Consider the following 12,263-nt stretch of genomic DNA (forward strand, 5'->3'; position numbering starts at 1 on the left):
CCACCATGCCCAACCGAACCCTTGAACTGACGCTTCTCGGCGTCCTCGCCCTGCTGTGGGGCTCATCCTACATGTGGATCAGCCTCGCCTTGCCGTCCTTCCCGCCGGCGACGCTTATCGCGATCCGGGTCTTTCTGGCCGCACTTGTGCTGCTGGCCATCATGACCGCTCGCGGCATGCGCATGCCGGTGGATGGCCACAGCTGGCGGCTGTTCTTCGTCCAGTCGCTGGTCAACAGCACCGGCCCATGGCTGATGCTGGCCTGGGCGCAGCAATACGCGGGATCCGCAGTTTCCAGCGTCCTCAATTCGACGTCGCCGCTCTGGGTCTTCGCCTTTTCGTTCCTGTTGCTGCAGCGCGGGCAGCGGCCCGGAGCGCGGCAGCTGACCGGCGCGCTGCTGGGTTTCGGCGGCATCGTGCTGATAGTCGGCGTCGGTGCGCTCCAGGATATCGGCCAAAATCTTGTGCCGCAGCTGGTGGTGCTGGCAGGCGCCGCGCTCTATGGCATTGCTGCCCTTCGCGGACCGCTTTTTGCCGGAAGGCCGCCGATCGTCACCGCCACTGGTACGTTGCTTTGCGCATCGGCGGTCCTTGTCCCTGCAAGCCTGGTCCTCGACCGGCCCTGGACGCTGACGCCGGACATGACAGGCATCGTCGCAGCGCTGACGCTCTCCATTGCCTGCACGGCGCTTGCCTTCCTGATCTATTTCCGGCTGCTGTCCACGCTTGGGCCCATGGGAACGGCCAGCCAGGCATATCTTCGCTCCGGTGTCGGTGTTTTCCTGGGTGTGGTGTTTCTGTCGGAAAGCCTGACGCTGGAGACTTTTGCCGGAATATGCCTTGCCATTTTCGGGGTTGTTCTGATCAACTGGCCTCAACAGCGAAAACCGCGGTTGGCGGCAGAAGCCGGTTCGTAACAATCTGCTTCTGGCTGCCAGAACCTGGCCACCCGAACGTGGCTGCCCGAACAATGGCTGATCCAGGAGGTGTCATGAGTGTCCTGACCGTTTTCGAGGCCGGATCCCGGCCATCGCGACGCGCCAATCCGGATTATTTCACCGGCACGGTGTGGCAGGATCCCGTGATCGAGGCTCCGGCACCGGCGCGTGTCCGGGCTCTGCGTGTCACCTTTGAACCGAAGGCCAGAACCCACTGGCATACCCATCCGCTCGGCCAGACCCTGCAGGTGCTGGAGGGAGCAGGATTCGTACATCTTTGGGGTCAGAACAAGCTGTCGATCCTGCCAGGCGACGTGATCTGGATACCGCCCGGCGTCAAGCACTGGCACGGCGCCGGCCCGAACACGTCGCTGGTTCATCTGGCGATCCAGGAGGAACTGGACGGAGCCACGGCCGAATGGCTGGAAGAGGTGGACGATGCCACCTATGCCGGGGGCATCGAGGCAAGGCGTTAGCTCGGTTCCATCCAGGTTGGACGCTCGGCGTTCGGCTGACCGTTGCGGGTATCCGGTATCAGATTAAGGAGTCCATCAGCCATCCAAAAGGTGGCTGAACCCGATTGCCGCAACAAGGTGTCCGGCAAACGGGTCCGGCTGATGTCATTTCTTTTCACTGGCCGCGATGTCCCAGGCAAATTCCGGCGCCGCGCCTTTCGAGCCATCCGGTTTCTGTTCGGTGTAAATGTACTTGTACTCACCGAAATTCAGGGTGCAGCTTTCCGTGATGCGGTCGTCGGAACCGCTCCCGCCGGTCGAAACGTTGGTGACGATAATATCCTTGATCTCGACCTTTATATACTCCACCGGACTGTCGCCGGCTGCCTTGCGTACGAACAGCGTGCCCTTGGCGATATGCTTGCCGGTAGACAGATACTGAAGCAGAACCGGGGTCGATTTATCGACAAATTTTGTGATGCTCAGGTCTTGAAAATAGGCCTTGCCGGAGCCGGAACCACCACCCATGTGTGTCGTGCCTGACTGGGATGCGCCCCAGGACCAGGACAACACGTCGATCTTGTCCTTGTGAGCCTTGTCCTGGGCTTCGCCCTTGATGCCTTCGAGTTCAAGAAAAAAATCTACGGCCATGTCACTTAACCTCGTTTGTTCAGGCGACCGACCGGGTCTTCCCGGTCGTTACGCGCAGTTTTCGTTTGGTTGTCGTTCCCACAAGGCCGGCCATTTCTCGCTTTGTCGCGAGGCAAGTCTCAAGTCGGGCAAACGCAATGGCCCGATGGCACGTGCAAGAGCAACGGTTCGTTGCTGGGATTCTGTGAGTCTGGTTTATGCCTTTCTGCTCGATTTTTGAGATTAGGTCTTGGATGCACTGAGTTTTCGAGTAGGGCTGCCCTCTTCAGGGCGCAGCCTGAAGTGGCAGATGGATGTGGCATCTCGATTGCTTCGTTGCAGAAGTCGTATGACTGAAAAGTGCTGTCTAATCTGAAGAATATCTTATTGGAATCCACCATTCATCAGAGAATTTGATAACGTAAGGATCTCTTGAATGATATTTAATTCCAAATTAAATCCCTTCAAATTGTCATAGTAATACAAACATATTTTATAAATTTTCTAAAGTGATTTGCATCACAATTATTTCCTTCACTAATTTTATTTTAAACTATATCACTTTAATTTGCATGGCGCGAACATTGACTTCCCGTTCTAGCGGGCGTAGTCGCTGATTTTTGCTGATATGTCCTCATGCCGCCCCAGGGCGGGCAAGGGCAGGAACCGCTTATTTACCCATTCCCAGTGGCAGCCGGACATCCGCTTCTAGGCCGCCCTCTGGCCGGTTCCTGAGTTCGATGCTGCCGCCATGGGCGTGAATGATCGACCGGGTAATGGCAAGGCCGAGGCCGATGCCGCCGGTTTCCTCGCTGCGGGATTCCTCCAGCCGGACGAAGGGTTCGAAGACGTCCGTCAGGCGTTCCTCCGGAATGCCCGGGCCTTTGTCTCGAATGCGGATCACGGCTTCGCCGGCAGCGGATGCAGCATGGATGGCAACGCCATCGCCGTAGCGGATGCCGTTTTCGATGAGATTGCGCAGCGCGCGCTTCAAGGCCACCGGGCGGCACGGCAGCACGATCCGCTCTTCCGTCTCCACAGTGCAATCGTGACCGAGGTCCTGCTGGTCACCGGCCAGCGCATCGAGGATGGCGCCGAGATCGGCGTTTTCCGCGCTTTCCGCCTGGGCTTCGTCGCGGGCAAAGCGCAACGTGGCTTCCGTCATCGCCGCCATCTCGTCCAGGGTCTCGATCATCTTCTCGCGGTTTTCCTCATCATCGATGAACTCGGCCCGAAGGCGTAGCGAAGTGATCGGGGTTCTGAGGTCGTGGCTGATGGCGGCCAGCATGCGGGTACGGTCGCGGACAAAACGTGTCAGCCGGTCCTGCATGTCGTTGAAGGCGGAGGTCAGCGCGCGCACTTCCGCCGGGCCGCTCGGCTTCAGCGGCTCCTGTTCCTCGCCACGCCCGAACTTCTCGGCCGCCACGGCAAGGTGCTTCAGCGGCCGCGTCGCCCGGCGCACGGCAAAGCCGATGATCAGCACCGTCAGCAGTGCGGTCAGCGCCAGTTGTACCAGCAGGGGAATATAGGCTCCGGCCGGCGGGCGGTAGCTGGTGGCGACGTTCAGCCAGCGGCCGTCCGTCATGCGGATCGAGACGGAGAGGTCCTCCGGCTTGTTCATGATCTTGCGCAGGTTCGGCGGCCGTTCGTGCCGGGGCACGTCGCGCCAGCTCGGCTGCCCGCTCTCCTCGGCGTCCCGGCTGCGGGGGCCGCGTTTCTCGTCGGCAAGGACGTTCAGGTGCACTGTCTGACCGTGTTCCAGGTGGTCGGCCATATAGCCCTGCAGGCGCTGTTCGAAGCGGGAGGTTCCAGGTGTCGGCGCCAGCGGCGTGTCGCCCAGCCAGAAGACCGCGAAGCGGGTGCTGCTGGCCTGAAGGACGCGTTCCTGGAGGTTCGGCGGCGTATCTTCGATCAGGTCAGCCAGCGAGACTGCCCGCGACAACAGACTGTCCCTGGCCGCGGCCACCAGCGCAATGCGGCGCTCGTCCTGAAAGATCCAGATGCTGAAGGCCTGCGCGGCGACGATGGCAGCCAGAAGCAGCACAATCAGCTGCGAGGCGAGCGTGCTCGGCCACAGGGACATCAGGCGGTGCCGGATCTTGGAGGTTTCGCTCATTCGGCGGCGTCTTTCACATCGGCGGTGAACATGTAGCCGCCGCCCCAGACCGTCTTGATCAGCTTCGGGTCCTTCGGGTCGGTCTCGATCTTGCGGCGCAGACGCGACACCTGGTTGTCGATGGAGCGGTCGAAGACGGCGGGCGTGCGGCCGGTGGTCAGGTCCATCAGCTGGTCGCGGTTGAGCACCATCTTCGGCCGTTTCAGAAAGGCGCAGAGCAACTGGAACTCGCCGCTGGAAAGAGCGACGGACGTGCCTTCCGGATCTTCCAATTCGCGGCGGGAGACATTCAGCGCCCAGCCGTCGAAATGGAGCCTGTCCTGGTCGATCGGGTCGCGTTCCTTCGGCACCAGCGCGGTGCGGCGCAGGACGGCGCGGATACGGGCCAGCAGCTCGCGAGGGTTGAAGGGTTTGGTGACATAGTCGTCGGCACCGATCTCCAGGCCGATCACCCGGTCGGTGTCGTCGGCCATGGCCGTCAGAAGGATCACGGGCATGGAGCCGGTTTCCACCAGATGCCGGCAGAGCGACAACCCGTCCTCTCCCGGCATCATGATGTCGAGCACGACCAGATCGATGGACGCGGCTTTGAGGACCTTGCGCGCGTGGGCGGCATTCTCGGCCGCCGTTGCCCTGAGGCCGTTCTTTACAAGATAGCGCGCCAGGGTCTCGCGGATGTCGCGGTGATCGTCCACCACCAGGATATGCGGGCTCGGATCGCTCAAGTCATTCTCCAGGTTTTCAGGTCCAGCGGCTCAATAGCCCGTAGGCCGGCATGATCCGGTTGTTTCTACAGACAAAATAATCTCCCCGGTGCGCTCGTGCGAGCCGAACTTGTAACAATGTGTATCTCATGGGCATTCCGGGACAGATGGCGACACTTGCACCCGGATCGGCGGGTATTCCTGCGACAATTGCTGCTTACCTTCAACTCATCAACGAACCAAGGAGTTGTTGGAATGAAACCGTTCAGGAAGATTGCAATTGCCGCCCTGGCTGCGACCGTCGCGGGTACCGCGCTGACAGCCGGTCTCTCCGCGTCCGCCCAGAATGCGGCTGCATCCGGGGACGGGGGGCAACAGACACTTGCGGCCGACGGGCAGCGTTTAGCGCAGATGGATGAGCGCGGCGGTCCCGGCTATGGATTTGGTCACGGATTTGGGCATGGCTTCGGTCCGCGGGGCGGCGGGAAGGGTGCGGAACGCCTCTTCGAGCGCTTCGACGTCAATGAGGACGGTGTGATCACTACAGTCGAAATCGAAGAAGTCCGCACGAAGGATTTCACGGGAGCCGATACGGACGGCAATGGCGAAATCAGCCTTGAGGAATTCAAGGCTGCGTTCCTCGACCGCTCCAACGACCGGATGGTGCGGGCGTTCCAGTTCCTGGACCGGGATGGCGACGGCACCGTGAGCCAGGCGGAGATGGATTTTGCCGCCAACAGCCTCTTCAACATGCTTGACCGGGACGGCAACGGTACCGTTGAGCGCGTGCGGGGCCCGGAAGCCGGGAAAGACGGCAAGCGCGGAGAGCGCGGCGGTCCCAGGGGACATGGCCGGATGTTCCTCGGCCTCTTCGACGCGGACGGTGACGGGAAAGTGAGCCGGGAAGATTTTGATGCCAAGCGCGCCGAACTCTTTGCCCTGGCCGACACAAGCGGCAGCGGTTCCTTCACCCTGGAAGACTTCGGCCCCCTGTGGCTGGCAGTCAATGAAGGCCGCATCGTCAACATGTTCCAGCGTGCCGATGCCGACGGCAGCCTTGGCATCTCCGCCGAGGAGCAGGCAACGCATCAGGAACGCATGCTGAAACGCGCCGACCGCAACAAGGACGGTGTGATCACCAAGGCCGACTTCAAGAGCGGTCACAGAGGTGATCACGGCAAAGGCAAGGGCAAGGGCAAACACCAGCACGAGCACCAGCGCGGCTGAGCCTGACAAAGATCCTCTCGTGTCCTGACAACGAGAGCTGTTTCCCCGCCGTCCAGTGCCCGCTCGCGGCGTGGAAACCCAAGGGAGCCGTCCCCCGCGGCTCCCTTTTTTGTTAAAAGAAGGCGTTACGGGAATTTCAAGGATTTCCGGCGATAGTCGCCTCGCTGTTTTGATGGGGGATTGCATGGCCAAGCCGACATTGCACGATTTTGTTGCCGCGAAGATTGCCGATGGAAAGCTCAGCGAGGACGACGTCGTCACGCTGCGCCGCTACATCTATATCGACATGACAGTGTCGCTTGAGGAGGGGGAAGCCCTGTTCCGGCTGAACAATGCCGGCCTCGACATGCACGACACCTGGTATGATCTCTTTCCCGAGGCCATCGGCGATATTCTGGTTCATCAATCAAAACCGGAAGGCTATGTTTCCGAGGAGAATGCCGCCTGGCTGATTGCACAGGTAAATGCGACCGGCCGTGTCTGTACCCGGACAGAACTGGACGCGGTTCTACATGTCCTGGAAAAGGCACGCCAGGCGCCTGAAAATATTCAGCAATTTGCTTTAAAGGCGGTGGCCGACAGCGTCATATCCGGCACGGGCGTGACCCGCTCCGGCGCTGGCCTGAAGCCAGGTGTCATCGCCGACGGCGAAGTGGAACTCCTGCGCCGCGTGCTTTATGCAGGTGCGAGCAGCCGCGGCATCGCCATATCCCGCGAGGAAGCTGAAATTCTGTTCGACCTCAACGACGCCACCAAGGAAGCCGAGAACGCGGCGGCCTGGTCGGAGCTCTTCGCCAAGGCGGTCGGCAACTACATCATGGCCATGTCCGGCTTCACGCCGCCCTCGCGCCAGGTCGCACTTGCCCGGGAAGACTGGCTCAACCAGCCTGGTGGGTTCGAAGGCGGATTGCGCGGGTTCTTCAACAGAATGGTCAGCGGTGGCGCCGGAGCCGTTCGTGAAGCCTATGCAGACCAGCCCGACGCGTTTGCGGCCAGGGGCGATGCCATGCGCGCGGACATCGCAAGGAGCGAAACCGTTACCGAGGACGAGGCGGCCTGGCTGGTGGACCGGATCGGCCGTGACGGGGTGCTGCACGACAACGAGCGGGCTCTTTTGCGCTTCATCCGCCAGGAAAGCCCGGACATTCACGAAGCCCTGCGGCCTCTGCTGAACAAAGTGGGGTGACGGGACTTCGTCCGCTCGGCCTTTATCCCGACCTCATCGCGAGGCCGCGCGCCGATAGATCTTGAAAGGCGGCGCGAACCTGTACAAGTTGCAACTGTAGCAGAGCAACGGTGCGTCGCACGGGAAGGTAATTTCGATGGCAAAACAGGCGTTTCCCCTCAAGGGCACCTGCCGGTGCGGACACACGGGCTTCGAAATCTCCGCCGCGCCGCTCGTCACCTGCGCCTGCCATTGCAGGGGCTGTCAGCGCATGAGTTCCAGCGCCTATTCGCTGACGGCGATCATGGCGGCGCCGAGCTTCAAGGTGACCTTGGGCGAACCGGTCAAGGGCGGTCTGCAAGGCCCGGAGGCCGATCACTATTTCTGCCCGGATTGCAAGACCTGGATGTTCACCCGCATTCCGGGCTATGACGCGATCGTCAATATCCGCTCACCGCTCCTGGACGACCTCAGCTGGACCGAACCCTTCATCGAAACCATGACCTCCGAAAAGTTGCCCTGGGTGGAGACACCCGCGCGGCACCGGTATGAGGGCTTTCCCAAGCCCGAGGATTTCATGAAGCTGATGGAAGATTACGCGGCGCATTTGCACAGTTGAGGCGGTGCCGCATCGCGGTGGAGGCGGCAGGTCCTTTCCTGCTCAGAGTTCCTGGCCGATGTCGATCCGGTTTCCGTCCGGATCTGCGAATACGAAGGCCCTCAGTCCATAATCCTTGTCCTGAAGGCGTTTTATGATCCTGAGGCCGTGCCGTTCACACCGGCGATAGGCGGCATCGGCATCCGACACCATCATGTGGGCGACGTTGAAGGCGGGAGCGCGGTAGGATTTCTGCAAGGTGAGATGCAGCTCCGCCTCGTCCTTTGCCAGGATCACGAAGCCGACGGGATCGCCGTTTTCGAAAACCTTCTTGAACCCGAAAACAGCTTAGTAGAGCGCGCAGGAGCGCTCGATGTCGCTGACGCCGAGCGTGGCGGCGATGCGGCCCAGGAGCAGGTTGGGAGATTTCTCTGAAGACATGACACACCCTTGTTGTGGCGAGACGACGGGGCGAAGACCGTTCGGTGACGGTACATCCTTGCCTGGTCGCAAAGTCAGGGCGGTGCCTGGGAGAAGGGGCCGGAATTACCGGCCCCACTCAGACTAGTCAACCTCGTAAATGCCGGCAAGGTCATGAAGCATCAACCTGGCAGCGAGGATGCCACCCGCCGTGTTCCAGATCGCGTCGCTTACCTGATGCACCTTGCCTGCCTTGACCGCGGAAAGGGATTGCCACAGGGGATCGGCGAGCACTTCCTCTTCGAGAGAGACGCCTTTGCCGTCCCCCGTGTCGTAGGTAAAGGTGAAGATCCGGTCGCCGTCCATGGCTGGAATGCTTTCCTTGCTGGTACGAATGGCAAATTCCTCGACATTCTGATTAGCCGGCCGGTGGAAACCGACATCTTTCAGCAGCACGCCGGAGAAGCTGTCGAGCTGATAGATGCGGATCTGACCCGGAACGAAGCGGATGACGGACACCTCTTCCTTGAGGTGACCACCGAGCCTGTCACGCAGATCCGCGACGGCGGCATCATATTCGGCGATGGCAGCACCGGCTTCCTGCTCCTTGCCGATGGCCGTTGCATAAAGCCGGAAGTTGATCTTCCAGTCGCCGCGCAGTTCCTTCGACATGACGGTGGGAGCAATGGCGGTGAGTTGTGGATAGATTTCCTCATGGCGCTGCTTGTTGGCAAGGATCAGGTCAGGCTCCAGCGCCGCGACCATTTCCAGGTTAATCGCACTTTCCTTGCCGACAGGTTCGGCTCCTTCCATCGCATCCGAGATGTGATCCCACCAAGGAGTGCCGTTCCAGGAGTTTGCAGCGCCGACAGGAACGACGCCAAGGGCGAGGAGAGCTTCCGTGCCTTCGTTTGTCAGCACGACGATGCGTTTGGGTGCGTCCGGCACCGTGACAGTCCCCATGCTGTCGGTGACATCGCGTGCAGACGCAGGTGAGAGGGCGAGCAGCGTACTCACACAGAGAGCAAAACCTGGCAGGGCGCGCAAAAGGAGGGCGCGTGGTTTGAAAAGCCGGAACTTCATTAGAATTCCTCCAAAAAGTTGAATATTTGCCTCCAGTATTGAAGGCGTGTATGTGACGTAGCCGTTGAATTGTCAATCGGTGGAGGGGAGCGATGACGCGGCTGATCACCGGCCTCAGCCTGGCTGTATGCGCCCTTGCGGTTTTGAGCCTGCATGCAGGTCTCACCTTTTACGGGCCGGCAACAGTCCTGTCCGCGTTTGCGGGCGCCGAGGGTACGGACGAGCTGATCGTCGCCACCCTGCGTTTGCCCAGGACGCTGATCGGGCTCTGCACAGGCGCGGCGCTCGGCCTGTCCGGATTGCTGATGCAATCGGTCACGAGAAATCCCCTGGCCGAACCCGGTTTGCTAGGCATCAATGCCGGTGCAGCGCTTTTCGTGACGCTCGGTGTCACGGTGCTGGGTCTCACGAGTCTTGCAGGTATCGGTGCTGCTGCCGTTATCGGAGCTGTTCTTGCCTCGTTTCTGGTGTTTTTGATTTCCGCTTGCACGGGCGGCGATGGTAATCCGGCAACGGTACTGCTGGCGGGTTTCACCGTTGCTGCACTCTTTGCCTCATTCACACAGATGATTCTGCTGATCGACGAAACCGCTCTGGAAACCCTTGTGTTCTGGTTGTCGGGCAGTTTCGCTGACCGGCCGTTGCGCTTGCTCTTGTTGGGGGGACCGGTCCTGATTGCCGGATTTGCCGGGAGCCTGGTTCTGGCAAATGCGCTCGACGTCCTGCGGCTTGACGATGCCAGTGCGCAGGCCGTCGGTCTGAATGTCGCCGGCGTACGCCTTGTTGCCCTCGGGTTTGCGGCGATGCTGGCTGCGGGGTCCGTGGCCATGGCCGGTCCGGTACTGTTTCTGGGCCTCGTAGCGCCGCATCTTGCCCGGCGCTTGGCAGGAGATACCTTGCCGTCAACCCGGCAACTGGTCGTGATCTCGGCGTTGCTCGGCGCGCTGGTCGCACTCTCGGCGGATATCCTTGCCCGGATCATTGTGGCGCCTGGTGAAGCTCCGGTCAGTGCAATGCTGGCCCTTGTCGGCGTGCCGTTACTGGTGCATCTGCTGCGAAGGCGGAAAGGAGCGGCGGCGTAATGGCGACCCTGTCGAGCCTGCAGCGACTTCTGCCGGTGCTGATCCTGCTTGTCGTCGTTGTGATATTTGCGGCGGGCATCGGTTCCAGCTATCTGCCGCCGGAGCGGGTGATTGCCGCGCTGACCGGCCAGGGCAGCCGTATGGACGAAGTGATTGTCTGGACGCTCCGCCTGCCGAGAATCGCCCTGGCCATTCTCGCCGGTGCCGCATTCGCACTATCCGGGGCATTGCTGCAACGGGTCGTGCGCAATCCCATGGCCTCGCCGTCCATCCTGGGGATTACCGACGGGGCTGCTGTCGGTGTCGTCCTGTTTCTGTGGCTCTTTTCGGACCAGGCCAACAACCTGACGGTCTCCATCCACTGGCAGCCGCTGGCAGCAATGACGGGGGCGGGCCTCTTCGCCGGCCTTGTGCTGATGTTGTCTGCGGCCGACGGGAGCGGCAACCGGTCGCTCAAGATCATCCTCTACGGTATTGCGCTGGCAGCGCTTGCCAAGGCAGCGGTGACGCTGCTGATCGTCGTCGGACCGGTCTACCGTGCCAGCCAGGCCCTGACCTGGCTGACGGGTTCTGTCGGCGCTGCGCACTGGCAGGATGTGCTGGTAGTGTCCACGGGACTGGCTGCCACGGTGCCGCTGCTGTGCCTGCAACGGCTCGGGCTGAGGCAACTCGCGCTTGACCCGCAGAGCGCCGCAGTGACCGGTCTTCCACTGCGGCGAACGCAACTTGGACTTCTGGCCGTTGCCATATTCCTGACGGCACTTGCGGCAGCCCATGTCGGAGCCGTCGGTTTCGTCGGCCTGATCGCGCCTCAGGTCGCCCGCATCTATTACGGTCAGTTCCGCACGGGCTATCTCGTCTCGGTTGCGCTAACCGGAAGCCTGCTTGTGCTTGCCGCCGATACGCTTGCCCGCACCATCGCCCCGCCTTTGGAACTTCCGGCAGGCGCGCTGACGGCCCTCGTCGGCGCACCGCTGTTTCTCTACCTGCTTGTGAAAGGACGGCAATCCCATGCCTGAGACACTGGCCAGCCTCAGCCGCGTCAGCGCAGCCTATGATGGCGCGCGCGCCCTCGATGAGGTATGCCTTGATCTGCCGGATGGCAACATCATCGCCTTTTGTGGTCCGAACGGCAGCGGCAAATCGACGGCGCTGAAGGTGATGCGCGGGTTGCATCGTCCGGAAGCGGGCGAAGTTCGGGTTGCCGGAAGGCAGCTGGCGGACTGGAGCGCAAAAGATCTTGCGCGCGAGGTTGCGATGCTCTCGCAATCACCGGACGCTCCAGCCGATCTAACCGTCGAAGACCTCGTGATGATGGGACGCTTTGCGCATCGCGGCCGTTTCGGCGGCCCGTCGGCAAGCGACAGGGAAGCCTGCGTGCGCGCGCTGGCCACAACTGAACTGGTGCACCTGAAGGACCGGACTTTGTCGCAGCTTTCCGGTGGCCAGCTGCAACGCGCCTGGGTGGCGATGACGCTGGCTCAGGATGCGCCGAGGATCTTTCTGGACGAGCCGACCAACCACCTCGACATCGCCCATGCCTTCGAGTTGCTGGACCTGGTCAAGCGCCTCAGCCGGGACGAGTTGAGGAGCTTCGTGATCGTGCTTCACGATCTCAACATGGCAATGCGCTATGCCGACCATGTTGTGCTTTTCGAGGCGGGCCGGATCGAGGCGAGCGGAACGACGCGAGATGTCCTGACTGCCGAGAGAGTCTCGGAAGTCTTCGGCGTCGATTGCAAGCTTGTGGAGATTGAGGGGTTGGAGAGGCCGGTACTTGTCACCTGGGGCAGGGCTGGGAAGAGAGCGGCCGGCTAAATTGCGCAAAATCTGCACATAGGCTGA

Annotated in this window: 12 protein-coding genes and 1 pseudogene; 8 read left to right on the forward strand and 5 right to left on the reverse strand. The window is 61.3% G+C overall.

The window, feature by feature from the left end:
- Positions 1-5: 5 nt before the first annotated feature.
- Positions 6-917: a DMT family transporter gene (locus tag ACX3M4_RS00175; protein WP_459356589.1), complete on the forward strand. Its 912-nt coding sequence runs from the start codon at positions 6-8 to the stop codon at positions 915-917.
- Between the two features lie 74 nt (positions 918-991).
- On the forward strand, positions 992-1,414 hold the full coding sequence (locus ACX3M4_RS00180; RefSeq protein ID WP_459356590.1) for a (R)-mandelonitrile lyase: 423 nt from the start codon (positions 992-994) through the stop codon (positions 1,412-1,414).
- Between the two features lie 144 nt (positions 1,415-1,558).
- Here ACX3M4_RS00180 and ACX3M4_RS00185 read toward each other — a convergent pair whose 3' ends face one another.
- The 3 genes from ACX3M4_RS00185 to ACX3M4_RS00195 form a co-directional block, all read right to left on the reverse strand.
- Positions 1,559-2,044, reverse strand: coding sequence for an Hcp family type VI secretion system effector (locus ACX3M4_RS00185; protein WP_459356591.1), 486 nt, complete (start codon positions 2,042-2,044; stop codon positions 1,559-1,561).
- 649 nt (positions 2,045-2,693) lie between these two features.
- On the reverse strand, positions 2,694-4,139 hold the full coding sequence (locus ACX3M4_RS00190; RefSeq protein ID WP_459356592.1) for an ATP-binding protein: 1,446 nt from the start codon (positions 4,137-4,139) through the stop codon (positions 2,694-2,696).
- Positions 4,136-4,864, reverse strand: coding sequence for a response regulator (locus tag ACX3M4_RS00195; protein WP_459356593.1), 729 nt, complete (start codon positions 4,862-4,864; stop codon positions 4,136-4,138). The genes ACX3M4_RS00190 and ACX3M4_RS00195 overlap by 4 nt, the downstream gene beginning before the upstream one ends.
- Before the next feature lie 234 nt (positions 4,865-5,098).
- Between ACX3M4_RS00195 and ACX3M4_RS00200 the strand changes: the two genes are divergently transcribed.
- The 3 genes from ACX3M4_RS00200 to ACX3M4_RS00210 all read left to right on the forward strand — a co-directional run bounded on the left by ACX3M4_RS00200 (position 5,099) and on the right by ACX3M4_RS00210 (position 7,854).
- On the forward strand, positions 5,099-6,070 hold the full coding sequence (locus ACX3M4_RS00200) for an EF-hand domain-containing protein (protein ID WP_459356594.1): 972 nt from the start codon (positions 5,099-5,101) through the stop codon (positions 6,068-6,070).
- 184 nt (positions 6,071-6,254) lie between these two features.
- Complete coding sequence (locus ACX3M4_RS00205; RefSeq protein WP_459356595.1) at positions 6,255-7,256, forward strand: hypothetical protein; 1,002 nt, start codon at positions 6,255-6,257, stop codon at positions 7,254-7,256.
- Between the two features lie 136 nt (positions 7,257-7,392).
- On the forward strand, positions 7,393-7,854 hold the full coding sequence (locus ACX3M4_RS00210; protein WP_459356596.1) for a GFA family protein: 462 nt from the start codon (positions 7,393-7,395) through the stop codon (positions 7,852-7,854).
- Positions 7,855-7,896: 42 nt separating this feature from the next.
- Here ACX3M4_RS00210 and ACX3M4_RS00215 read toward each other — a convergent pair.
- Positions 7,897-8,274: pseudogene (locus ACX3M4_RS00215) on the reverse strand (VOC family protein).
- 123 nt (positions 8,275-8,397) lie between these two features.
- Complete coding sequence (locus ACX3M4_RS00220; RefSeq protein ID WP_459356597.1) at positions 8,398-9,336, reverse strand: ABC transporter substrate-binding protein; 939 nt, start codon at positions 9,334-9,336, stop codon at positions 8,398-8,400.
- Positions 9,337-9,428: 92 nt separating this feature from the next.
- Here ACX3M4_RS00220 and ACX3M4_RS00225 point away from each other — a divergent pair, with 92 nt between their 5' ends.
- The 3 genes from ACX3M4_RS00225 to ACX3M4_RS00235 are packed head-to-tail and all read left to right on the forward strand — an operon-like array spanning position 9,429 to position 12,236.
- Complete coding sequence (locus ACX3M4_RS00225) at positions 9,429-10,418, forward strand: FecCD family ABC transporter permease (RefSeq protein ID WP_459356598.1); 990 nt, start codon at positions 9,429-9,431, stop codon at positions 10,416-10,418.
- Positions 10,418-11,437: a FecCD family ABC transporter permease gene (locus ACX3M4_RS00230; protein WP_459356599.1), complete on the forward strand. Its 1,020-nt coding sequence runs from the start codon at positions 10,418-10,420 to the stop codon at positions 11,435-11,437. The genes ACX3M4_RS00225 and ACX3M4_RS00230 overlap by 1 nt, the downstream gene beginning before the upstream one ends.
- Complete coding sequence (locus tag ACX3M4_RS00235) at positions 11,430-12,236, forward strand: ABC transporter ATP-binding protein (RefSeq protein WP_459356600.1); 807 nt, start codon at positions 11,430-11,432, stop codon at positions 12,234-12,236. The genes ACX3M4_RS00230 and ACX3M4_RS00235 overlap by 8 nt, the downstream gene beginning before the upstream one ends.
- Positions 12,237-12,263 lie beyond the last annotated feature (27 nt).

The sequence above is a fragment of the Roseibium sp. M-1 genome (assembly GCF_054515675.1).